20 protein-coding genes are annotated in these 22,247 nt (G+C 60.6%); 10 read left to right on the top strand and 10 right to left on the bottom strand.

The genetic code is table 11. From position 1 onward, the window contains the following. Positions 1 to 138 precede the first annotated feature (138 nt). Positions 139 to 1,638, bottom strand: coding sequence for an efflux transporter outer membrane subunit (locus tag ABTV87_RS04815; protein ID WP_433899068.1), 1,500 nt, complete (start codon positions 1,636 to 1,638; stop codon positions 139 to 141). Positions 1,639 to 1,820: 182 nt separating this feature from the next. On the opposite strand from ABTV87_RS04815, the gene ABTV87_RS04810 reads away from it, so the two are divergent. From ABTV87_RS04810 to ABTV87_RS04795, 4 genes are all read left to right on the top strand, one after another. Then, the gene (locus ABTV87_RS04810) at positions 1,821 to 2,789 is read left to right on the top strand and encodes a LysR family transcriptional regulator (protein ID WP_085608127.1); all 969 of its coding nucleotides are present in this window, start codon (positions 1,821 to 1,823) and stop codon (positions 2,787 to 2,789) included. A 141-nt stretch (positions 2,790 to 2,930) separates the two neighbouring features. Next, the gene (locus ABTV87_RS04805; protein ID WP_085608126.1) at positions 2,931 to 3,392 is read left to right on the top strand and encodes a hypothetical protein; all 462 of its coding nucleotides are present in this window, start codon (positions 2,931 to 2,933) and stop codon (positions 3,390 to 3,392) included. Between the two features lie 137 nt (positions 3,393 to 3,529). Then, complete coding sequence (locus ABTV87_RS04800; RefSeq protein WP_433899067.1) at positions 3,530 to 4,504, top strand: 2-hydroxyacid dehydrogenase; 975 nt, start codon at positions 3,530 to 3,532, stop codon at positions 4,502 to 4,504. A gap of 191 nt (positions 4,505 to 4,695) precedes the next feature. Next, the gene (locus ABTV87_RS04795; RefSeq protein WP_007957290.1) at positions 4,696 to 5,199 is read left to right on the top strand and encodes a DUF2165 domain-containing protein; all 504 of its coding nucleotides are present in this window, start codon (positions 4,696 to 4,698) and stop codon (positions 5,197 to 5,199) included. Between the two features lie 4 nt (positions 5,200 to 5,203). On the opposite strand, the gene ABTV87_RS04790 is transcribed toward ABTV87_RS04795, so the two are convergent. Continuing rightward, a complete protein-coding gene (locus tag ABTV87_RS04790; protein WP_085608124.1) occupies positions 5,204 to 6,106 on the bottom strand; it encodes a DMT family transporter in 903 nt (300 codons plus the stop codon). A gap of 139 nt (positions 6,107 to 6,245) precedes the next feature. Here ABTV87_RS04790 and ABTV87_RS04785 point away from each other — a divergent pair, with 139 nt between their 5' ends. Then, positions 6,246 to 7,121 (top strand): AraC family transcriptional regulator, encoded by an 876-nt coding sequence (locus ABTV87_RS04785; protein ID WP_007957281.1) that lies wholly within the window; start codon positions 6,246 to 6,248, stop codon positions 7,119 to 7,121. Here ABTV87_RS04785 and ABTV87_RS04780 read toward each other — a convergent pair whose 3' ends face one another. The 6 genes from ABTV87_RS04780 to ABTV87_RS04755 form a co-directional block, all read right to left on the bottom strand. Beyond that, positions 7,122 to 9,551: a TonB-dependent siderophore receptor gene (locus ABTV87_RS04780; RefSeq protein WP_433899066.1), complete on the bottom strand. Its 2,430-nt coding sequence runs from the start codon at positions 9,549 to 9,551 to the stop codon at positions 7,122 to 7,124. Positions 9,552 to 9,751: 200 nt separating this feature from the next. Continuing rightward, a complete protein-coding gene (locus tag ABTV87_RS04775; RefSeq protein ID WP_433899065.1) occupies positions 9,752 to 10,741 on the bottom strand; it encodes a FecR family protein in 990 nt (329 codons plus the stop codon). Next, positions 10,738 to 11,304: an RNA polymerase sigma factor gene (locus ABTV87_RS04770; protein WP_007957274.1), complete on the bottom strand. Its 567-nt coding sequence runs from the start codon at positions 11,302 to 11,304 to the stop codon at positions 10,738 to 10,740. The genes ABTV87_RS04775 and ABTV87_RS04770 overlap by 4 nt, the downstream gene beginning before the upstream one ends. A 1-nt stretch (position 11,305) precedes the next feature. Next, the gene (locus ABTV87_RS04765) at positions 11,306 to 11,632 is read right to left on the bottom strand and encodes a DUF3325 domain-containing protein (protein ID WP_433899064.1); all 327 of its coding nucleotides are present in this window, start codon (positions 11,630 to 11,632) and stop codon (positions 11,306 to 11,308) included. Continuing rightward, positions 11,633 to 13,222: a PepSY-associated TM helix domain-containing protein gene (locus ABTV87_RS04760; protein ID WP_433899063.1), complete on the bottom strand. Its 1,590-nt coding sequence runs from the start codon at positions 13,220 to 13,222 to the stop codon at positions 11,633 to 11,635. It abuts the gene before it with no gap. Beyond that, a complete protein-coding gene (locus ABTV87_RS04755; RefSeq protein ID WP_085608119.1) occupies positions 13,219 to 13,524 on the bottom strand; it encodes a DUF3649 domain-containing protein in 306 nt (101 codons plus the stop codon). The genes ABTV87_RS04760 and ABTV87_RS04755 overlap by 4 nt, the downstream gene beginning before the upstream one ends. A gap of 175 nt (positions 13,525 to 13,699) precedes the next feature. On the opposite strand from ABTV87_RS04755, the gene ABTV87_RS04750 reads away from it, so the two are divergent. The 3 genes from ABTV87_RS04750 (at position 13,700) to fecA (ending at position 17,598) form a co-directional block, all read left to right on the top strand. Beyond that, positions 13,700 to 14,188, top strand: coding sequence for a sigma-70 family RNA polymerase sigma factor (locus tag ABTV87_RS04750; RefSeq protein ID WP_007957265.1), 489 nt, complete (start codon positions 13,700 to 13,702; stop codon positions 14,186 to 14,188). Then, positions 14,185 to 15,114: a DUF4880 domain-containing protein gene (locus ABTV87_RS04745; RefSeq protein WP_433899062.1), complete on the top strand. Its 930-nt coding sequence runs from the start codon at positions 14,185 to 14,187 to the stop codon at positions 15,112 to 15,114. The genes ABTV87_RS04750 and ABTV87_RS04745 overlap by 4 nt, the downstream gene beginning before the upstream one ends. A 150-nt stretch (positions 15,115 to 15,264) precedes the next feature. Then, positions 15,265 to 17,598 carry a TonB-dependent Fe(3+) dicitrate receptor FecA gene (gene fecA / locus ABTV87_RS04740; protein ID WP_433899061.1) on the top strand — a complete coding sequence of 778 codons (2,334 nt, stop codon included), beginning with the start codon at positions 15,265 to 15,267 and terminating at the stop codon, positions 17,596 to 17,598. 71 nt (positions 17,599 to 17,669) lie between these two features. Here fecA and ABTV87_RS04735 read toward each other — a convergent pair whose 3' ends face one another. Together ABTV87_RS04735 and ABTV87_RS04730 are read right to left on the bottom strand one after the other, a co-directional pair. After that, complete coding sequence (locus tag ABTV87_RS04735; protein ID WP_007957262.1) at positions 17,670 to 18,077, bottom strand: HPF/RaiA family ribosome-associated protein; 408 nt, start codon at positions 18,075 to 18,077, stop codon at positions 17,670 to 17,672. A 200-nt stretch (positions 18,078 to 18,277) separates the two neighbouring features. Next, the gene (locus ABTV87_RS04730; RefSeq protein ID WP_011332523.1) at positions 18,278 to 19,225 is read right to left on the bottom strand and encodes a LysR substrate-binding domain-containing protein; all 948 of its coding nucleotides are present in this window, start codon (positions 19,223 to 19,225) and stop codon (positions 18,278 to 18,280) included. A gap of 135 nt (positions 19,226 to 19,360) precedes the next feature. On the opposite strand from ABTV87_RS04730, the gene ABTV87_RS04725 reads away from it, so the two are divergent. Then, positions 19,361 to 20,737, top strand: coding sequence for an L-serine ammonia-lyase (locus tag ABTV87_RS04725; RefSeq protein ID WP_433899060.1), 1,377 nt, complete (start codon positions 19,361 to 19,363; stop codon positions 20,735 to 20,737). Positions 20,738 to 20,800: 63 nt separating this feature from the next. After that, positions 20,801 to 22,102, top strand: a complete 1,302-nt coding sequence (locus ABTV87_RS04720; RefSeq protein ID WP_433899059.1) for an HAAAP family serine/threonine permease — start codon at positions 20,801 to 20,803, stop codon at positions 22,100 to 22,102. The last annotated feature ends 145 nt before the right edge of the window (positions 22,103 to 22,247 follow it).

Below are 22,247 nucleotides of genomic sequence, written 5' to 3'. Positions count from 1 at the left end.
ATTGTGCTCAATGAGTTTCAGGTCGGACCCATCCCCTGTGGGAGCGAGCCTGCTCGCGAATGCGGTGTATCAGCCGACATGTGTGCTGGCTGACACTCCCGCTTCGCGAGCAAGCTCGCTCCCACAGGGATTGTGTGTTCAACGAAGGAGAACCGGTTTTTTTGGTGCCTGGGTTTGTTGTGCCGTTGGTACGTCTTTACCCGCGCCAAGGCCACCGCCCAATGCTGTCACCAGCTCCGCATGGGCACTCAAGCGCGCCGCCTGCACCTGCTGCTCGACCTGCTGCTGCTTGAACAGCAGGGTCTGGGCGTTGAGCACGTTGAGGTAATCGGTGAGCCCGCGCTGGTAGGCGATCATCGCGATGTCGTAAGTCTTCTGCGCGGTAGCCACGGATTCGGCGGCGAATGTCTGCTGCTTGTCCATCGACTCGCGGCGGATCAACTGGTCGGAGATATTCTTCAGCGCATTGACCAGGGTCTGGTTGTAATGCGCGACGGCGATGTCATAACCCGCCGAGGCTTCACCGAGTTCGGCACGTAGTCGCCCGCCGTCGAAGATCGGCAGCGAGATCGCCGGCCCGACGTTGTAGTTGAGCTTCTTGCCGGTCAGAAACTCCAGCGCCCCGCCGCCGGTGGCCATGTAGCCGAGGCTGCCGACCAGATCGACGTTGGGATAGAACCCGGCGTGTGCGACATCGATCCCGCGCGCCTGCGCCGCCACTTGCCAGCGACTGGCGACCACGTCCGGACGCTGACCGAGCAGTTCGGCGGGCAATGCCGAAGGCAGCTTCAGTGCCGCGCCCAATGACAGGGTCGGACGCTGCAACTGCGCGCCGGCGCCCGGGCCTTTGCCGGCCAATGCCGCGATCTGGTTGCGGCTCAGGGCGATTTCTTCGTCCAGCGCATCCAGTTGCCGATGGGTTTCCGGCAGCGGCGTTTCGGCCTGGCTGACTTCGAAGTGCGTGCCGATTCCGCCGTTCAGGCGTTTCTGCGCCAGCTCGAGAATCTGCTGTTGCTGCTTGAGCGTCGCCGCCACGATGTCGCGCTGCGCGTAGTGCAGCGACAACTCGATGTAGGCGCGCACGATGTTGTTCTGCAATTCGAGCTGCGCCTGACGCGCCTCGGCAGCGCTCATGTGCGCCAGATCGACGGCCCGCTCGGTGCTGTTGCTTTCACGGCCCCAGAGGTCGAGGGCGTAACTGAAACCCAGCGCGGCGTTGTTGTCCCAGGTGGTGCTGTTGGCCAGCTCACCGGGGCCGTAGAACTGGTCGGTCGGCCAGTTGTGACGCTTGAGGGTCGACTCGCCATTGATCTGCAACGACTCGGCGGCTTCGGCGACACCGGCCATGGACCGGGCCTGACGCACTCGCGCGGCAGCCATGGCCATGGTCGGGCTGCCTTGCACGGCAAGGTCGATCCAATGATTGAGTTGCGGGTCGCCATAAGCTTGCCACCATTGGGCGGTGGGCCAGTTTGCGTCACGGGCGGCGTGGGCGATGGCCTCGTCGGTGGCCAGTTCATTGGCCTCCAGAGCCTTGCCCTGCGGGGCAATCCCTCCGGTTCCGATGCAGCCGCCAAGACCTAACGAAAAAGCCAGAACACTGAGCGGCAAAAGCGCTCTGTTGATGCGACGCGGCACTGCTGCGAATTCCTGAGGTGGGAGATGTTTCGAGGTGGGCGCAATTCTAGGGGGGCGCCATTACGGCGATAAGCTGGGAATCCTGTGAATCTTTGTTACCGTTAACGAGATAATCCCTTGGTCGGGGGTCTCAGCCCCTGAAACTTCGTGTCACAATTTGCCATCTCCCTTGAGAGCACCCCATGGACACTTTGCAAAACATGCGCGCCTTCAGTTGTGTGGCCGAAGCCGGCAGCTTCACCGCCGCCGCCGTACAACTCGACACCACCACCGCCAACGTCTCGCGCGCGGTCTCCAACCTTGAAGCCCACCTGCAAACCCGCCTGCTCAACCGCACGACCCGCCGCATCGCCCTCACCGAAGCCGGCAAGCGCTATCTGCTGCGCTGCGAGCAGATCCTCGCCTACGTCGAAGAGGCCGAAGCCGAAGCCAGCGAAGCCCACGCCCGCCCGGCCGGACAGTTGAAAGTGCACACCATGACCGGCATCGGCCAGCACTTCGTGATCGACGCCATCGCCCGCTACCGCAAGACCCACCCGGACGTGACCTTCGACCTGACCATGGCCAACCGCGTGCCGGACCTGCTCGACGAAGGCTACGACGTGTCCATCGTCCTGGCCCGCGAACTGCCGGACTCGGGCTTCGTCTCGCAACGCCTGGGCATCACCTACAGCATCGTCTGCGCCTCCCCGGCCTACGTAAAAGCCAACGGCTGCGCACAAAAACCCAGCGACCTGCTGAACCACGCCTGCCTGCGTCTGGTGAGCCCGGTGATCCCCTTGGAAAAATGGGCCTTCGACGGCCCTGACGGCCAGGAAATGGTCACCATCAACAGCTCCCCCTTCCTGGTGAACTCCGCCGACGCGATGAAAAGCGCGATCACCAGTGGGATGGGTGTGGGCGTGTTGCCGGTGTACGCCGCGATTGAAGGCTTGCGCAACGGCTCGCTGGTACGGGTCATGCCCAACTACCGCTCGCAGGAACTGAACCTCTATGCGATCTACCCGTCGCGGCAGTATCTGGATGCGAAGATCAAGACCTGGGTTGAATACCTGCGTGGGTCGTTGCCGGAAATATTGGCGGGGCATCAGGCGGAATTGGCGGCTTATGAGATGAGTGGGAGTCTGGCGGGGGTGCGGGTGGCCAACTGATTCATGGCCACACGGCTTGAAATGGTAGCCCGACTATAGCAATTCATTCTAAAAAACTGTCATTTATGACAGTGGCCTAGAAACTCCTTTGAATCGAAACTCTGTGACGTCATTTCACAGCTCATTCGAAGGAGCACTACCATGTTCGCTGATATCAAAACAGTTGCAGACGTTGGCACAGTGGCGGCTAAGATTCACAATAATTTCGAACTAGCAGATTTTAAGGGCCCCGTTACGTTCTTTTTTCATGCATCCGCGATGAATAATATTTATTTACTCGCCAAGCATAAAATCAGCGATACGGAATGGTACGAACTAAGTACCGTTTTTCTGAGCGACATTCAGGTGAAACGCTACGAATTGCCGAATCCAGCATTTCCTCTTTCATTGAGCTTAAGAAAAACATGGGTGGATGACACCGGAGAAACCTACTCCAAAAATTTTGCCACTGACAAAAATATCGGCTATGTGACCGTTGAAGCTTTCGACATCGAAGTCGGAATTTTTGAAGCAGGTTTTAATTTCACAATCTTGAGCGAAGGTAAATCCCATCAAATGATCGGGAACGCAAAAGTCACGCAATGGAGTGATGTGACCAAGTAAGTGAAGCACAAACCAATGAACCCCACCGCTCTCTCAAAACGCTTTTGACGATGCGGTGGGGTTCAGTGGCACTCGCCTAACCCTCGACAAGAATGTTAGCTTGCTTGGCATCCAGCCGCCCGACGAGCTCTCCTTCAATGAAAAAAACCGTCCTCGCCTTCAGCCGCATCACCCCCCCCATGATCGAACGCCTGCAACAGGACTTCGACGTCATCGTCCCCAACCCAAAGAACGGCGACATCAACGCCCAGTTCAACGAAGCCCTGCCCCACGCCCACGGTCTGATCGGCGTCGGTCGCAAACTCGGCAAGGCCCAGTTGGAAAACGCCGCCAGACTCGAAGTGGTCTCCAGCGTCTCCGTCGGCTACGACAACTACGACCTTGCCTACTTCAACGAACGCGGGATCATGCTCACCAACACCCCGGACGTCCTCACCGAAAGCACCGCGGACCTGGCCTTCGCCCTCATCATGAGCAGCGCCCGCCGCGTCGCCGAACTGGACGCCTGGACCAAGGCCGGCCAATGGCAGGCCAGCGTCGGCGCACCACTGTTCGGTTGCGACGTACATGGCAAGACCCTGGGCATCGTCGGCATGGGCAACATCGGCGCTGCTGTCGCCCGTCGCGGACGCTTGGGCTTCAACATGCCGATTATCTACAGTGGCAACAGCCGCAAGACCGAGCTGGAACAGGAACTCGGCGCGCAATTTCGCAGCCTTGACCAACTGCTGGCCGAAGCCGATTTCGTCTGCCTGGTAGTACCGCTCAGCGAAAAGACCCGCCACTTGATCAGCCACCGCGAACTGGCACTGATGAAGCCGGACGCCATTCTGGTGAACATCTCCCGTGGCCCGGTGGTCGACGAGCCGGCATTGATCGAAGCGTTGCAGAAAAACCGCATTCGCGGTGCAGGCCTCGACGTCTACGAAAAAGAACCGCTGAGCGAATCTCCGCTGTTTCAGCTGAAAAACGCCGTGACTTTGCCGCACATCGGCTCGGCTACGAATGAAACCCGCGAAGCCATGGCCAACCGTGCGCTGGCCAACTTGCGCAGCGCCCTGCTCGGCGAGCGCCCGCAGGATCTGGTCAATCCGCAAGTCTGGAAAGACTGAATACAACTAAGGCTGGACACAAGTTTGTCCAGCCTTAGTTGTTTTATATAAGCGACCCAACAAGCAAATTAATTGCGACACATTCAAAAGCTACACAAATTGAAAATGACTCTTTGCCCGTTCATCTTCCGCGAGCTATAGAATCCCGTCACAACCTGCCAAGAGACAGGTTTAATTGACGGAGAAAACAAATGACGAATCTGACAACAGCTCAATTGATTCGAAGAAGCAAAGTAGCAATAGTTCTCATGGTGGGTGTTTTGGGCACACTGATCGTTTACAGCAATGCAACCGACTACAACTCCAACTATATCTACCTTGGCCATATCCTCAGCATGGACACGACAGGCAGTCATTTGACATATCGCTCCATCAACTCGGAAATCATGCATCACCGGATCTACTGGATGATCATGACACTCGAGACGATTTTTACTTCTGCCTGCCTGCTAGGTGGCTATCAACTTGCCAAAAACATAAATTCATCGGAACAGCAATTTCACGAAGCCAAGAAATACGCCGTACTGGGTTTTCTGGTAGCACTGTTTGTTTATTATTTCTGCCTGCAAGTCGTAGGCAATGAATGGTTCGACATGGACCAGTCAAAAGAATGGAACGCCATGTCCTGGGCACAAAGCATTGTCGACTTTTTACTCCCGGCACTAATATTTCTGGTCATGAAAATCGACAATTGAGTATTCAATGTGCGGGTTTAGCGATCATTTCAATAACGGGTTTAGGTTTACGAAATACCAACACATTGCCCAGCATCACCAGCACAAGCCCCGCCAGCGCCGGCGCTGTCCATTGATAGCCTTCGGCAAAGGCCGATACGTTCAGCGCCACCACCGGGAACAGCACTGTGCAATAAGCCGCGCGCTCCGGCCCCATGCGGCCGACCAGCGTCAGGTACGCGGTGAAGCCGATCACCGAACCGGGGATGACCAGATACAGCAGCGCGCCGATGTAACGTGACGTCCATTCCATCTCGAACGGAATACCTTTGACCAGGCACCACACCGACAACATCGCCGCGCCGTAAGCCATGCCCCACGCATTAGTGGTCAACGGTTTGAGACCGGCCTTCTGTTGCAGGCTCGAGAGCATGTTGCCCGCCGAGAAACACAAGGTGCCGCAAAGTGCCAAACCAAGGCCGAGCAGGGTTTGCGGAGTGGCGTGATGCCCGGCCAGCTCCGGCCAGAACAACAGCCCCAGACCGCCCAGCCCCAGCGCCCCGCCCATCAGCACATTGCGCGCGATGCGTTGGCCGAAGAACACCCGCGCATTCAGCGCGTTCCACAACGTTGCGGTAGAAAACACCACCGCCACCAGACCGCTGGGAATCCATTGGCTGGCGGTCAGGAAACACATGAAGTTGACGCAAAACAGGCACAAACCCTGCGCCACGCAGATCAAATGCCCGCGCCGGTTCATCGGTTGCAGGCGACGGCTGAGCAGCAACAGCGCAAACAACACCAGCGCCGCGAGACCGAAGCGATAGACGATCGACACCGGAATCGCCACCACACCCAATTGCCATTTAAGGGCGATCCAGGTGGTGCCCCAGATCAGCACGGTCAACAAATACAACGACAGGTTCATGGCAGACACTCCTCGATTGGTTTTCAGTGTCCGCCTGCGCCCTCGCCCCTCGCTTGCATAAACTTGCGCTTTTGTCGGCGCGCAGGCTGGCAGCGCGAAATCTACGGAGTAGGATGCAAGGCGTTGAAGAGAACCGACCATGGCCGCCATCGATACCCTGCAAGTCTTCCAAGCCCTCAACAATTCGCCCAATGCACGCCTTGTGCACAGCGCCGAGTTGGGTGACGGCTTGTCTGCAGCTTTGTGGACCAATCATCACGACGCCCAGGAATACGAAGCGCCGAGCCATCACACCCTCTCCTGCTACATCGCCGGCGGCACCGGCACCTTCCGCCGTGGCGAACCCGGCCACAAGGGCGGCCCGGACAAGTTGTGCATCCTGCCGGCCGACCACGAATCGGGTTGGGTCATCAACGGTGATATTCGCCTCGCTCACCTGTACTTCAGCGCCGAACAATTTGCCTTGGGTTGCGTCACGCTGCTGGATCGCGAGCCTCGGGAAATGCAGCTGCGCGAACAGACTTTTCTCGAAGATCCGCAGCAGGCCCAACGGTTTCGCCAGCTACTGACCTTGAACTGGGACGAGCCTGCTGAGCGCTTGCTGACCAGCAGCTTGGCGCACGAATTGATCAGCCATACCCTGTTGAGCCAGGTCGGCGTGCGTCAGGGCTTGCGTCTGAAAGGTGGATTGGCGCCGCACCAGCGCCGGCAACTGGTGGAATTCATCGACAGCCAACTGGCCGAGCCGATCAGCCTCGGGCAACTGGCAGGTTTGTGTGCGTTGTCGGAATACCACTTTGCGCGGATGTTCCGGGTGAGCTTCGGCCTGCCGCCGCATCAATATGTGCTCGCACGGCGTTTGAGCCGCGCGCGGGAGTTGTTGCGCGGGACGGCGTTGCCGTTGGGCGAGATTGCCCTGGCGTGCGGGTTTGCCAGTGCCAGCCACTTCACCAACCGCTTCCGCCAGGTGCTGGGTGGAACGCCCGGCGAGTATCGCCAGGCATTCTTGCGCTGATCAGAATTCCAGCGTGCTGGACAACGAAATCTGCCGCGAGTCGCCCATCGATACGAAGAACCGGCTCGCCGCCGAGGTGTAGTAAGTGCGATCGAACAGGTTCTTCACGTTGAGCTGGAACTTGACCTTCTGCCCTTCAACCTTGGTGTCGTAAGTGGCGAACGCATCGGCCACGGTGTAGCTCGGCAGATCGAAATCATTTACCGCGTTACCCGCTCGTTCACCGACATACCGCGCGCCGGCGCCGACCCGAAGTTGATCGCCGCCGATCACGCTGCCGAAGTCGTAGACCGCCGACAGCGAGCCGGTATTTTTCGCCACATTCTGCAGCTTGTTGCCTTTGTAGTCCGGGTCTTCCGTGACCTCGGCGTCGGTGTAGGCGTAGCTGCCGATCATGCTCCAGCGGTCGCTGAGCTGACCGGTCAGATCAACTTCCAAACCACGGGAACGCACTTCGCCGGCGGCGCTGTAGATCGTGGTCGGGCCTTCGGCGTTGGCCACCAGCACGTTGCGTTTCTTGATGTCGAACAGGGCGATGTTGCCGGTAACACGCCCCGGAATGTCGAGGCGTGCGCCCAGCTCCCAGGACTTGGCTTCTTCCGGCGCAATGCTGCCGTCGAGCACAGTGCTGCTGCCGCTGAGCGGGGCGATGGTCGAGTTGGGTTTGAACGATTCGGTGTAGCTGCCGTAGAACGACAACGCGTCGGTGTAGCGATACACCAGACCGGCGCGCGGTACCCACTTCTGGCCGTTGCTGTCGGTGTTGGCCTTGAACGGCACGCCTTTGCCGGCGTACTGGTCGTACTCCTGGAAGCGCCCGCCGGCCACCAGAATCCACTGGTCATTGAGGTGGATCGAGTCCTGCAGGAACACCGAATCGCTGCGCAGTTCGTCGGTCTGCGCACTGTCCGCCGGGCTGACGGTGGTGCCTTCGACTTCGCGGCCGTAGACCGGGTTGACGTAGCTGAAGGTGCTCAGGCTTTTCTGGCGGATCAGGTCGGCGCGGTAGATCTTGCGGTACTCGTCGTCGACGCCGAACACCAGATCATGCTGCATGCCCAGCACGTTGACCTTGCCTTCGAGGCTGGCGGTGGTGAAACGGTCGGTGCTGATCGCGCCCTGGGTGCCGTCCATGCTGCGGGTCAGGGTGCCTTTTTTGGTGTCGATCGCGGTTACGCGGACCTGGCTGGCATCGTAGGTTTCGCGGTTCCAGCTGTAGCCGAAATGGGCTTTCCAGTCATCGTTGAGTTCGTGGTCGGCCTCGAAGTGATAGAGATCCGAGCGCCCTTCCATGTCGTTGAATTTCTCGTCGAGACGCTCGTTGCGCGAGATGTCCAGCGGATGGTTGGTGCGAGGATCGATCAGGGTTCCACGATCGAATGGGGTCAGGAATTCGCGGTGCTCGTAAGCGAACAGCAGCTTGGTGCGCTCGCCATACCAGGCCAGCGACGGCGCGATCAGGGTTTCGCGATGAGTGCCGAAATTGCGCCAGTAATCTTCGTCTTCATGGTCCAGCACCATACGATACGCGAGGCCGGAATCCCCCAGCGCACCGGTGCTGTCGAACGAGCCGCCGCTGCCGTTCTTGCCGTCGCCGTAGGTCGAACCGCGCAGGGTCAGCGCGTTGTACTGGGTCAGTTCGGGCTTCTTGCTGACCATGTTGACCACGCCGCCCGGGTCCTGAATGCCGTAGAGCAGCGAAGCCGGGCCTTTGAGCACTTCGACACGATCCACGGTCGCGTTCATGCCACGGCCCTGCACCACCGGCATGCCGTCACGCATGATCGAGCCGTTGCGGTTGTCACCGAAGCCGCGGGTCATCACCGAATCCTGGGTGCTGCCCAAGGTGTTGCCCTGGGTGATACCGCTGACGTTGGCCAGCGCATCATCAAGATTGCGCGGTGCCTGATCGCGAATGACCTGGGCCGCAATCACGTTGACGGTCTGGGGGATTTCCTGGAGCGAAGCGGAAGAGCGCATCACCGAACTGGTTTCCGGTGGCTGGTAACTCATCGGCTGGTTGACCACCGAAGTGATGGTGGTCGCGCCGAGGTTCAGAGCGCCTGCAGTCGGTTGCGGTTCTAGCGCCAGGGTGTGGCTGTCGGTGCGGCGGAAGGTCAGGCCGGAGCCGGTGAGCAGACGTTGCAGCGCTTGCTCGGCACTCATCTGGCCGTTGATCGCTGGAGCGGTCAGGCCATACGGCGCCTCATCGGTGTAAACCACGCTCTGCCCGGTGACGCGGCTGAAATCGCTCAGAGCCTGAGGCAACGGCTTGGCGGCAAGGGAAAAGCTGAACTGCTTTTGTGGCTGATTGCTGAAGGATTCAGCGGCCAGCGCCACGCTCATCGGCAACAGGGCCAATGCCGAAAAACTCAAGGCCGAAACGCCTAACCACTGTTTGACCGAACCCGATTTTGCCCTGGACTTCATTGCTCATGACCTGTGTAGAACCGCAGCGGATGCGAATGACTCGCACTTTCTGTCACTACACGAATGGCGTCCGGGTTTACCTCACCACAAAGTTGAAAATATTTTCGTTGTCGCTGCCGACGCCTTCGCTAGCAAGCTCGCTCCCACCTTGGAATGCACTACCTGTGGGAGCGAGCTTGCTCGCGAAAGGGCCAGTGAGGTCAGCGAAGAATTATCAGATGTCCTAGCACCTGATGCTGCTCGAATCCCAACACCCCTTGCAGCGAATTCAGAACCGCTTGCGGATCCTTGCTCGGAAAGCTGCCGCTGACCTTGCGCGCACCCAGTTCGTCGTTGAGCAACACGATCCGTCCCGGGTAATAACGCCGCAGATCCTGCACCACATCGGCCAGTGTCGACTTGTAGTAAGTCAGCCAGCCCTGGCGCCACGCCAGTTGCGCTTCGCCGTCCACGGCGTGGAATTTTTCCGCAGTGCCTGCGCCGTACGCCACTTGCTGGCCGGCGGTGAGAATCTGCTGCTCGGCATCACGCGCCGCCGTCACACCAACGCGCCCTGACAGCACAGTGACTTGTGCGCCATGGGGTTGCAGGCGCACTTCGAACTGAGTGCCCAACACTCGCGCCTGGCCTTTCTCGGCCTCGACCACAAAGGGATCGCCCGTGTGAGTCACGCTGAAAAATCCTGCGCCGCGACGCAATTGCACATGCCGCTCGCCGTGACTGAAATCCACGGCGATGGCGCTGTCGGCGTCCAGCGTAACCTGAGATTGATCGGCGAGTGTCACGGTGCGGATCTCGCCCGGTGCCGACACGTAATCAGCGCCCAGATCATCGATCCAGCGCTGCGGCTGCCAACCGCTGCCGAGGCTGATCATCAGCAGCAGACAAGCCGCCATCGCCAGCGCGCCGGCCCAACGCCGGACCTGCGGCCGACGCGGCCGGTCCATCGCATTGAGCAATCCCTGCAACGCCAGCGCGTCTTCGTCGGCCAAGGTGCGCGCCGGCCCTTCGCTCAATTCCCACACCACTTGCGCCTGGGCGTAGGCCTCGGCGTGGGCCGGGTCAGCGTGCAGCCATTGACTGAACGTCAGTTGATCACCGGTGCTCGGGCGGTCGTGCAGCAGGCTCAGCCAGGCGAAAGCGGCCTGTTCCTGAGCGGGCGTCGGGATGACGCGGTCGGTGTTGTTCACGGTGCTTTCCCTGGCAGGCGTGGCGCGGGTTCGCGCAGGCTGGCCTTGCAGGCCTCGAGGGCGCGCATCATATGTTTTTCCACGGCGCTTTGGGACAGGCCCATGGCTTTGGCGATCTCGGCGTACTTGCGCCCGTGGATGCGATTGAGCAAAAAGATCTGCCGTGTTCGCTCGGGCAGCGCGCGCAACGCCGCTTCGACATGGCGCAAATCGTTGCCCGCTTCGAGCGCCGCCTGCGGTTCGCTGGCGCTGCTGTCCGGCTCGTCCGGTTGCCAGCCTTCGTTGACCCGCACCCGCGCGCCTTCGCTGCGCAAATGATCGATGGCGATATTGCCGGCACAGCGCAACAGATAAGTGCTGAGTTCTTCGACCTGCACCAGCGGCCGACGCCAGAATCGCAGAAACAGATCCTGCACCAGATCCGCCGCCGTCGCCCGGCAACCGACGCGCCGGCTCACCAGCGCTTCCATCTGCGAACGCTGGGACAGGAACACCTGGAGAAAATGCGCACGGGCGCCATGGGGTTCGCCGTCGCGATGCTCGGGAGGATGGCCGATCAACATGTCAGTTCAAGGCCCACGCAGCGACCGGACTGGCGAGCAGGCTCAGTCCGGCCAGGGTCAATGCCAGGCGTGGGCGATAGGGCAACAGCAGAACCAGAGTCAGCGCGCTGAGCATCAACACCGCGCACCAGTCGACCAGACCAAAACTCCAGCCCTTCATGGAAACCGCCGCCCAGAGCGACAGCCCCAGCAACAGCCAGCCTGCGAGTTTCAGACCTTGCCGACGGCGGGCCGAAGGTTTGTGGCCCAGCAGCTCTTCGTGATGCCGAGGCATCGCCAGGCACAGCGCGGTGAAAGAGGAATAGCAGAGCAATAGCGCCAAGAGCATTCAGTTCGCCCCTTGCTCAAGGGTGATCGGCCGGGCCTTTTCGCGGGCTGGTTTTTTCACGCTGACGGCGCGTCCGGCGCGCTGCATTTTCCGGGCGGCCCAGGCGAGGAAGAGGCCGCTGCCCAGACACGTCAAGTCGAAACCGGCCAGGGCCCAGTCGCCTTCGGGCACTGTCACTCCGAGGTGATACGGGGCGGCCAAACCGTTAAGAAGCGGAACCGCGACGAACAGCGCAGCCCCCAGCGACAGCTGTTCGACCCAGGCCTTGCGCCCCGGCCGCAACATCGCGTGCACCACGCTCAAGCCCCAGGTGATGAAGAACGCGTTCACTTCCCAGTCGTCACGCCCGGCCAGACTCACCGGCAGCAGACGATTGGCCCAGAAGAACACGGCGACCGCTGCCACCAGCCCGGCCATGCTGGCAATGTTCAGCACTTCAACCAGCCGCAATTCGAAAGGCATCACACCGGTCTTGGCATGTTTGAGCTGACGCTTGCCGAGCCAGATCACCAGCCCGGTGCCGATCATCGCCGTGCCCGCCAGACCGCAGATGAAATACAGCCAACGCAGCACCGGCCCGGCAAAGTGGCCCATGTGCAAACCGTAAAAACTGCCAGCAACCGCCATCGCCATTGGCTGATCGGGCGTTGTGCCGATGACTTGTCCGCTGACACCGCTGAAGGTCAAGGCGCTGCCGGAGTCGTTCACCACACGGTCGGAACCCGCGCGGGACATCACCACAGAGGCGTTGGCGTCGCCCGGATTGTTCACGCTGATACGCCCGACACGCCCGCCCGACCATTGCTCGCTGGCCGCCATCAACAGGGGCGCCATCGGTGCCAGTGTCGCCGGTTGATTGGCCCGTTCAGGAATACTGGTTTCGGGAAATACCTCGTCGTAAAACGCTCGAACGTCGTTACCGTACGAAGCCAGAATGCTCGCCGGCATCACCATCGACATGAAAATCACCAGGCTGCTGTAGGTGATCATCAGATGAAACGGCAGCACCAGCACACCCACCGCGTTGTGCCCGTCGAGCCACGAACGCTGGCCCTTGCGCGGGCGGAAGGTGAAGAAGTCCTTGAAGATTTTCTTGTGGGTGATGATCCCGGTGATCAGCGCGACGAACATCACCATCGCGGCGATCGTGGAGAGCCAGCGGCCCCACGGATAGGGCATTTGCAGCTGGAAGTGGAAGCGGTAGAAAAACTCGCCGCCCATGCTTTCCCGGGGCTGCACTTCGGCACCGGTTTGCGCGTCGAGGGTCTTGCGGGTGAATGCGCCTCGCTCGCCCGGATTGGCTGGCGTCTGCTGCCAGCCCACGCTCAGACCGGGATCACGGGCGTCGGGCAGGCCAATGATCCAGCGTGCAGCGTCGGGGGCGTGTTGTTGCAGATACTGCTGGGCCAGCGTCAGGCTTTTTTCGGCATTCAATGGATGGGCGTGGATTTCCGGTTGCATCCAGTGAGTGGTTTCATCCTTGAAATAGGCCAGGGTCCCGGTCAGGAAAATCGCGAACAACAGCCAGCCGAAGACCAGCCCGGTCCAGGTGTGCAGCCAGGCCATCGCCTGACGAAAGCCTTCTTTCATGCCAGCCCCAGACCGCGTGCAGCCCCGGAAACGGTCGCCAGAATCACGCTCGGCACCAGCAGACCGACCCACGCCGACCACGCCGTGCGACAGGCGAAACACCAGAGCACCGCCACCAGATAGACCAGGAACGAAACGGTCATGCCGGTCACCACCGCCTCGGCGCGGTTCAGCGGCAGCCACAACGTCAGCGTCACGCTGGCCAATGCCGCGACCAGATAGCCGCCGAACACCGCCGCGAGCACCCGCGACGTGACGGCCAGACGATAGGACAGGGGAAGTGCGGCGAGTTTGGCTTTCATGTTTCGACCCTGAAACGGTTAACGCCCGGCCAACACGCCGAACGACAGGCCAGCAATATTAATGATAAATATTCTCATACGCAAAAGAGTCTGATTGCCGGGCATCCCTGACAGCCCTACAATGCGAACCATTCTTGTTCTCTAACGCATCCTGCATGCACCCGGAGTGATGCCGTTGTCGTCCGCCCATCCTGTCGAATCGCTGTATCAGGCCCACCACAGCTGGCTCACCGGCTGGCTGCGGCGCAAACTCGGCTGCCCGGACAGCGCCGCCGATCTGGCCCAGGACACCTTCATCCGGGTACTGACCGCCCGCGAGCCGCCGGTGATCATCGAGCCGCGCGCATTCCTCACCACCCTGGCCAAGCGTGTGCTGTTCAATCATTACCGCCGCCAGGATCTGGAGCGCGCCTACCTCGACACCCTCGCGCAGATGCCGGAAATGGTTGCGCCTTCGGAGGAAGAGAAAGCCATCATCCTGCAAACCCTGATGGAGCTGGATCAGTTGCTCGACGGTCTGCCGCGCGCCGTCAAACGCGCATTTCTGCTGGCGCAGGTCGATGGCCTGACGTATCCGCAGATCGCCGCCGAACTGGGCATTTCCGTGGCGACGGTCAAACGTCATCTGAATAAAGCAGCAATGCGCTGCTACTTCGCCCTGTGAATCCGCCGATGGATTTTTCCGCGCAAGTCGCCGAACAGGCGGTGCACTGGTTGCTGGAAATGCAGCAGGGCCAATTGAGCCCGCGCCAGCAACAGGCCTGGCAACAATGGTTCGACGCCCACAGCGAACACCGCCGCGCGTGGGAACACATTCAGCGGGTCAATTCGCGGTTGCGCGGGTTGTCGTCGCCACTGGCCCACGCCGCGTTGAATGCGCCGAAGTCCGGCAGCCGTCGTCAGGCGCTGAAGTTGTTGCTGATTCTCGGCGCCGGTTCGGCAGTCACTTGGGGGATGCGCGAGCACAATCCGTTGCCATCGCTGCTGGCCGATTACCGCAGCCCGGTTGGTCAACGCCGTAAGATCTCGCTCGGCGCTGGCGGCCAATTGCAGCTCAACACCGCGAGTGCGGCGGATGTCCGGGGCGACGGCTTGATCCGTCTGCTCGAAGGCGAAATGCTGCTGACCGCCACTCAATCCTTCGAAGTACAAACCGCCCAAGGCGTGCTGAAAACCCAGGGTGCGCGAATAAACGTGCGGCAGTTTGCCGACCGCACACAGATCGCACTGTTTGAAGGTCGGGTCGAATTGAACGCACAAGGTCGCGCGCCGATGTTGCTGCCGGTCGCCCGACAACTGAGTTTCAGCACCACCGGCGTCAGCGCGGCAAAACCACTGGACGCCAACAGCGGTGCCTGGGCTGACGGCATGCTGGTGGCCGCGCACATGCGCCTGGGCGACTTCCTTGATGAACTGGGTCGCTATCGTCGCGGACAGCTCAATTGCGATGCGAAAGTCGCTGACCTGCTGATCTCCGGGACTTATCCACTGGACGACAGCGAGCGGATTCTCGACCTGCTGGAAATCAGTCTGCCGGTGAAAGTGAAGCGCTTTACTCGCTATTGGGTGACGGTCGAAGCTAAAGCCTGATCGTTCCCACGTCGAGGCGTCGAACCGTCCGCGTGGGAATGCAGCCCCGGACGCTCCGCGTCCCCTGCAAAAATAAATGAGCCGTTTTTCAGATCTGGCGTGACAGAGAAGGAAAGCCCCCTTGATTCAACCTTCTCAGGACCGTCCTCCATGCAACCCACCCGCCTCACGCCGCTGGCCCGAACCCTGCGCAATCTCGTCCTCGGCGCCAGCCTGAGCTTCAGCGCCCTGCCCCTTGCACAGGCTGCCGACACCAAGGCTTATCACATCGCCCCGTCGTCGCTGGAAAACGCCCTCAACCAGTTCGGCCGTGAAGCCGGCGTGCTGATCTCCTTTGGCTCGCAAGTCACCAGTGGCGTGCAAAGCCGTGGCCTCGAAGGTAATTACACAGCGGAGCAAGGTTTGAACGCGCTGCTTGAAGGCACTGGTCTGCAAGCCCGCGCCGAGGGCGGCAATGCCTTCAGCCTGCAACCGTCGAACGACAGCGCACTGGAGCTGGACACCTCGAAAGTGGTCGGTGACTGGTTGGGCGAGGCCGCACAGGTCAACGTCTTCGAACATCCCGGCGCCCGTGACGTGATCCGCCGCGAAGAATTCGAACGCCAGGGCGCGACCCAGGCCCGCGATGTGCTCAACCGCATTCCCGGGGTCAACGCCCCTGAAAACAACGGCACCGGCAGCCACGACATGGCGCTGAACTTCGGCATTCGCGGTCTCAACCCGCGCCTGGCCGCACGTTCGACGGTGTTGATGGACGGCATTCCTGTGCCCTTCGCGCCTTACGGTCAGCCGCAGTTGTCGTTCGCGCCGATCAGCATGGGCAACATGGATGCGGTAGACGTGGTGCGCGGTGGCGGCGCCGTGCGTTACGGCCCGCAGAACGTCGGCGGCGTGGTCAACTTCGTGACCCGGGCGATTCCGGACGAGCCGACCGTGAAAGGCGGTTTCCAGACCGAAACCAGCCCATCGTCCAGCCATGACGGCTTCAAGACCAGCGCCAACCTGCTGGCTGGCGGCACCAATGCCAACGGTCTGGGCGGCGCGCTGCTGTACTCCGGCACTCGCGGTGGCGACTGGCGCGAGCACAGCGATACGGAAATCGACGACCTGATCCTCAAGGGCAAATACCAGCTCGACGAGGCCAACAGTTTCAACGCCATGGCCCAGTATTACGAAGGCAAGGCCGACATGCCCGGCGGCCTGAATGTCGCCGACTACGATGCCGACCCGTATCAGTCGACCCGGCCGAAAGACCAGTTCTGGGGCCGTCGCACAATGTTCAATTTCGGCTATCGCTATCAGGAAGATCGCCGCGAGTTCACCGCCAACACCTTCTTCACCAAGACCCTGCGCAGCGGTTATCTGGATCAGGGCACCTTCCTGTCGCTGTCGCCGCGCGAATACTGGGTTCGCGGTCTGGAAACCCGCTTCGCCCAGGGCTTTGACCTTGGCGCCACCAGCCATGAAGTCGGCGTCGGCTATCGCTACATCAACGAGGCCGGCCACGAACTGCGCTATCGCACGCCGATCAGCAGCAACGAGTACCCGACCACCAACAGCCGCAATGACCGTGACACTCGCGGCGGCACCGAAGCCAATGCGTTCTTCGTCGATGACCGCATCGACATCGGCAAGTGGACGATCACTCCGGGCGTGCGCTACGAAATGATCGAGTCGCAGCAGACCAACAACCTGACCAACGTCAAATACAAGGGCGACTACAACACCGCGCTGCCGGCGTTGAACGTGCTGTATCACCTGACCGACAGCTGGAATCTGTATGCCAACACCGAAGGCTCCTTCGGCAGCGTGCAATACAGCCAGATGCCCAACCGCGTCAGCAGCGGCGAAGTGAAACCGGAGAAGGCCCGCACCTGGGAAGTCGGCACCCGTTACGACAACGGTGCGCTGCGAGCGGAGATCGGCGCGTTCCTGATCAACTTCGACAACCAGTACGAAAGCAACCAGACCAACGACTCGGTGATCGCCCGTGGCGAAACCCGCCATCAGGGCATCGAGACCAGCGTGAATTACGCGCTGGATGACTTGAGCCCGGCACTGGCTGGTTTCGACGTGTATGCCACTTACGCCTATGTCGACGCGACCATCCGCGAAGACGGGCCGAACAAGGGCAATCGTGTGCCGTTCTCGTCGAAACACAAAGGCACGATCGGCGTCGGTTACACCGAAGGGCCGTGGAAGCTGAACCTGGACAGCAGCTTCCAGAGCGACCAGTTCGCCGACAACGCCAACACCTCGAAAGAAAGCGCTGATGGCAGCACCGGCAAAATCCCGGGCTACATGCTGTTCAGCAGCCGTGCCGGGTATGACTTCGGCCCGCAGCTGTCGGACCTGAACGTCGCGGTGGGGGTGAAGAACATCTTCAACACCCAGTACTTCACCCGTTCGTTCGATGACAACAACAAGGGCAAGTATGTCGGTGAGCCGCGCACGGTGTACGTGCAGACCTCCGTAGCTTTCTGATCCCTGCTGAAAACAGAAAGGGCCTGCAAATGCAGGCCCTTTCTCATTGGGTGGCTTGGAAAATCAGCGCATCAACTGTTGATCGCTGCCTGTTCGTTCTCGTCAAACTCTTCCGCCAATAGCTTGTCATTGGCTTTGCTTGTGAATGGCACCACAGCGGCTCGCGGTTTGCCGCGCAGTTTGCCAAACAGGTGCTCCAGCGCGTGCTCCAGTTTTTCGGCTGCACCATCGATCGCCTGTTCCAGCGAATCGGCTTTGTGGGTGACGGAAATCGGTTGATGGCCTTTCGGCCGCGCTTCCAGTTGGCAGCGCAAGTCATGGGGACCCGGCTTTTCACCGTTCTCGTCGCTCAGATGGACTTCGACACGGGTCAGGTCTTCCTCATAACGGTCGAGCGTGCTCTCAATTGTGGTGCGTACCCACTCCTCCAGTCGTTTGCTGCTTTGAATATGGTTGTCGCTGTTGACTTGGATTTGCATAGTTCATCCCTTATTTCAGCTAGCTCGCAAGAGGCCTGGAACAGGATTTCGTGACCTCTTGATTACAACAATCGGCCCGCCGGACGAACATTTCAACCCCTTAAAAAAGATAAATATTCATACGCAAAAAAAGCCGGACAACCGAGTAAAGCGCTGGTAAGGTCGGGAGTTGGGTCGCCCCGCCACCGCGAAAAATCTGCTCACAATTGGCCATCACCCAACGGGTGCAGGCTGCGGAAAATCCCCGCCTCTTCCACCAGCCAGTCATGCACCGCCCGCACACCCGGATGGCTCAACGCCCCCGGCGCATAAAGCAAGACATAGCGCTTGTGATTGGGCACAGAAATCCCGAACGGCACGATCAACGTCCCCCGCTCCAGCTCGTCATTGAGCAACGTTCGCCGGGCAATCGCCACGCCCATGCCGGCAATCGCCGCTTCGATGGTCAGGTGGTTGCGATTGAACGTGTGCCCGCGCCGCACATCGGCGCCCTCGAAACCGATGGCATTCAGATAAAACTCCCACTCCGCGTATTCATAACTGCCGCGCCAGGCAGTGATGTCGTGCAGCAGCGGGAAATGCACTAGGTCCGCCGGCCCGTGCAGCGGCGGCCGCCCGCGCAGCAGGCCCGGGGCGCACACCGGGAAAATCTGCTCGTCGAGCAAGGCTGTGGATAACAACCCCGGATAACTGCCGTCGTTCAGGTCGATGGCCAAGTCGAAATCCCCTTCATGCAACGGCACGCTGCTGTCCTCGGCCACCAGCCGCAACTGGATGTCCGGGTAACGCTGTTGCAGGCGTGGCAGGCGCGGGGTCAGCCACTTGCTGAGGAACGACGGAATCGAACGCACCCGCAGAATCCCGCTGATCATCCCCGCATCCAGCCGACGCAATTCCGCGTCGATGCTGCCGTAAGCCTCGTTGACCGTGATCGCCAGTCGCTGCCCTTCCGCGCTCAGCTCCACACCGCGCGCGCGGCGGTGAAACAGGCGAAACCCCAGCCGCTCTTCCAGCTGTCGGATTTGCTGACTCACCGCCCCCGGCGTGATGTGCAGTTCTTCGGCACAACGGGTGAATGACAGGTGCCGCGCGGCACAGGAAAACACCTGCAGCCAGACGTAAGTCTGGGCGTGCAATTGACGACTCATGGTTTAGTCCTGCTAAAGGCTTACTTAGGAAGTTTCGTTAGTCACGTTGAAGCGAGGTAGGCAGTATCGCCGACATTGCGCTTGTCCTACAAAAAATGGCAGCGATTCCTACTCCATTGCTTGTAAGGGTTTAGCATGGCTATCAGTGTTTTCGATCTATTCAAAGTCGGCATCGGCCCGTCCAGTTCCCACACCGTCGGCCCGATGCGCGCCGCCGCGACCTTCGCCCAGGCCCTGATCGAGCAGCATTTGCTGAACGATGTGCAGCGGGTGGAAATCCGTTTGTACGGTTCGCTTTCGGCCACCGGTGTCGGCCACGCCACTGACCGCGCGACGGTCATGGGCCTGATGGGCGAATGGCCGGACAGCATCGATCCGTCGACCATCGAGCCACGCATCCAGCAACTGCGCGAGACCGGCCAACTGTCTCTGGCCGGTGAACGTTCGATTGCCTTCAACTGGCAGCACGATCTCCTGCTACTGGACGAGAGCCTGCCCTACCACCCCAACGCCATGTCGCTGACAGCCTTCGGTGCATCCGGCCAACTGTTCGAGCAAACGTACTACTCGGTCGGCGGCGGTTTCATCATCGAAGCGGCCGAAGCCGAATCGGGTGTGGCGCCGACCGGTGACGTCGAGTTGCCCTACGACTTTTCCAGCGCCGCTGAACTGCTGTCGCTGTGCAACAAACACAACCTGCGGGTTTCCGAACTGATGATGGCCAACGAACGGGCCTGGCGCAGCGACGCCGAGATCCGTCAGGGCCTGCTGCACATCTGGTCGGTGATGCGCGAATGCGTCGAGCAAGGCCTGCGTCACGAAGGCGTCCTGCCCGGCGGTCTGAATGTGCCGCGTCGTGCGGCGAAACTGCACCGCAGCCTGCTGGAAATCGGCAAGCCGAACGTCATCAGTTCGACCCTGTCGGCGATGGAGTGGGTCAACCTGTTCGCCCTCGCCGTCAACGAAGAAAACGCCGCCGGCGGGCGCATGGTGACCGCGCCGACCAACGGTGCTGCCGGGATCATTCCGGCCGTCCTGCACTACTACATGAAATTCAATCCCGACGCGTCAGACGATGACGTGGTCGCGTTCTTCCTGGGTGCGGCAGCGGTCGGCATCCTGTGCAAGAAAAACGCCTCGATCTCCGGTGCCGAAGTCGGCTGCCAAGGCGAAGTCGGTTCGGCCTGTGCGATGGCCGCTGCGGGTCTGGCCGATGTGCTCGGCGCCACTCCGGAGCAACTGGAAAACGCCGCCGAAATCGGCCTGGAACATAACCTCGGCCTGACCTGCGACCCGGTCGGCGGGCTCGTGCAAGTGCCGTGCATCGAGCGCAACGCCATCGCTGCGGTGAAGGCGATCAACGCCACGCAAATGGCCCTGCGCGGCGACGGCAAACACTTCATTTCCCTGGACCGGGTGATCCGCACCATGCGCGATACCGGCGCCGACATGCATGACAAATACAAAGAGACTTCACGGGGCGGCTTGGCCGTGAGCTGGGTGGAGTGCTGAGGAGCACTCCCTGACCGCCCGTAACACGTGAGCCCGAGCAAGAATAATAACGAGGCAAAAACGATGACCGATGTACGCACACCTGCTGCCGAAAATCCCGCTGTAGACCGCAAACGCAACAACGAAATCGCCCACAAGGGCTGGAGCAAATTCGACACCACCTGGATGCTCGGCCTGTACGGCACGGCCATCGGTGCCGGCACCTTGTTTCTGCCGATCAACGCCGGTGTCGGCGGCTTCTGGCCGTTGCTGATCCTGGCGTTGCTGGCGTTCCCGATGACCTTCTTCGCGCACCGCGGCCTGACCCGCTTCGTGCTGTCGGGCCGTTCCGGTGACATCACCGAAGTGGTGGAAGAACACTTCGGCATCGGCGCCGGCAAGCTGATCACGCTGCTGTATTTCTTCGCGATCTTCCCGATCCTGCTGGTGTACAGCGTGGCGCTGACCAACACCCTGAGCAGCTTCCTCGAGCACCAATTGCACATCGCCCCGCCGCCGCGCGCGGTGCTGTCGCTGGCGCTGATCCTCGGCTTGATGGCCATCGTCCGTTGCGGTCAGAGCGTGATCGTCAAAGCCATGAGCGTGCTGGTGTATCCGTTCGTCGCCGCGCTGCTGCTGCTCGGCATCAGCCTGATTCCGAACTGGAACGGCGCATTCTTCGCCAGTGCCCAAGAACCGATGGAAATGTCGGTGTTCCTCAAGACCCTGTGGCTGGCGATCCCGGTGATGGTGTTCTCGTTCAACCATTCGCCGATCATTTCTGCGTTCGCCGTCGAGCAGAAACAACGCTACGGCGACCAGGCCGAACGCAAGAGCAGCGGCATCCTCGCCATGGCCCACGGCATGATGGTGGTGACCGTAATGTTCTTCTGCTTCAGTTGCGTGCTGGCGCTGTCGCCGGCGGATCTGGCAGCGGCCAAGGCGCAGAACATTTCGATCCTGTCTTACCTGGCCAACCACTTCCAGACCCCGGTCATCGCCTACGCCGCGCCGCTGATTGCGCTGGTGGCGATCACCAAATCCTTCCTCGGCCACTACATCGGCGCCAGCGAAGGCTTCCAGGGCATGATCGTCAAAAGCCTGCGCAGCCGTGGCCGGGTGATGTCGGCGAGCTGGCTGAACCGTGCGACCGCGCTGTTCATGATCCTCAGCTGCTGGGCCGTGGCGACCTTCAACCCGAGCATCCTCGGCATGATCGAAACCCTTGGCGGGCCGGTGATTGCCTGCCTGCTGTTCCTGATGCCGATGTACGCAATCCGCCGCGTACCGGCCTTGCGCCAGTATTCGGGCCAGGTGTCCAACGTGTTCGTGGTGCTGATCGGCCTGATTGCACTGTCAGCGATCATCTACTCGGTTCTGCCCTGAAACGGGCCGCAAACGAAGAAGGCGAGCCATGGGCTCGCCTTCTTTTTGGCCGGTTTCATTGTTCGACAATATTCCCGGCATGTCCCTTGCTACATCGCTGAAGGAGACAGGACCACGGAAGGGCCGATGGTCAGGTTTGGCGAAC

This window comes from Pseudomonas sp. PSE1(2024) (genome assembly GCF_050990555.1).
GTDB classification, from domain to species: Bacteria; Pseudomonadota; Gammaproteobacteria; order Pseudomonadales; family Pseudomonadaceae; genus Aquipseudomonas; species Aquipseudomonas aphyarum.
The sequence above is the reverse complement of the archived record's forward strand: the minus strand, read 5'-3'. Positions and strand labels throughout refer to the sequence as shown.